A 1,054-nucleotide genomic window follows, 5' to 3' on the forward strand; every position below is an offset into this window, starting at 1 on the left:
CAATTGGCGGGCTGGCAAGCGGAGCTTGCATAATTTGGGTAATAAGATCGTCTTTTTTATTTTTATTAATCGGTTGGCTATTCGCCATTTGATTACAACCTATCATCAAGAAGATGATGATAAAGGGTATAACTATCGTTTTCATACTATATTACCTCTTTTTAATTTTAGCCACTTCATCATCTATAAACACCCGATTCACAAGCTCACCGTCTTTATAGGTTTCTGTGTACAAAAGTTTGCCTTTTTTGCGGGTGGATAAGATAGGTTCATTGAGTTCATTATAATGCTGTTCTAATTGATAAAATTTCCAAATATTAACGGGCAAACCATTTTTATATTCGGCTTCTAAGTAAGTATTGTTATGAGTATAACCGTTTGGCTTAATTTCAATCCATAAACCTTCGCGGGTATGGTTTTGAACTAAGCCTTGTTCTTCTTGGTTTTGAAATGGGCCATTTTCGTCATAATAGCGGATAAATTTGCCTTGGGAGGAGAGTTGATATGTTGTTATTTCAGAAGCAAAACTATTTATCTCATCACGTTCAAGTTCCCTAATAATTATTTTTTCCTTGTTATAATAGAAAAAACGATAACTTCTGCCTATATCACTTCCATATTTGTAAGCTACTACCAACTTATCTATAATTTTATCGGCAGAGATAGAAATAATGGTTTGTAGGGTAAATTTAGATTCGTATTCACAAGGATTACATTTTAAATCAAGGGATTCAGTGGTAAGTAGAAACAGATCAAAATGAGGCGAACTAGCTAATTTCTCTACATGAACTTTAATCTCTTGTTTTAAAATATCATCAATAATATCAGAATAGATATCATATGGGATATTAAAAACCTGTTTTAAATTTTCAATAGTTAAAGTGATCTTATAGGATTGTTCTGATTGGGACTGCTTATTTAAATTTCTGAGCAATTCATAAAAAGCTTTTTCACTCCCCGAACGTTCATTTTCTGTTTCTGCATGTTGCCAATGTGTGGCAAAAGGATATAAAACATGTTTATCACCAATTGGCGGGCTGGCAAGCGGAGCTTG

The 1,054-nt window shown here is 33.4% G+C and carries 1 protein-coding gene; it reads right to left on the reverse strand.

All coding sequences use genetic code 11. The features are described from left to right. Positions 1-151: 151 nt before the first annotated feature. Positions 152-1,054: hypothetical protein (locus J3U24_RS11490; protein WP_267337880.1), on the reverse strand; the 903-nt coding region annotated here is incomplete at its 5' end.

Origin of the sequence: Gilliamella sp. B2785, from assembly GCF_026537005.1 — a bacterium.
In the GTDB taxonomy this organism is placed as follows: Bacteria; Pseudomonadota; Gammaproteobacteria; order Enterobacterales; family Orbaceae; genus Gilliamella; species Gilliamella apicola_E.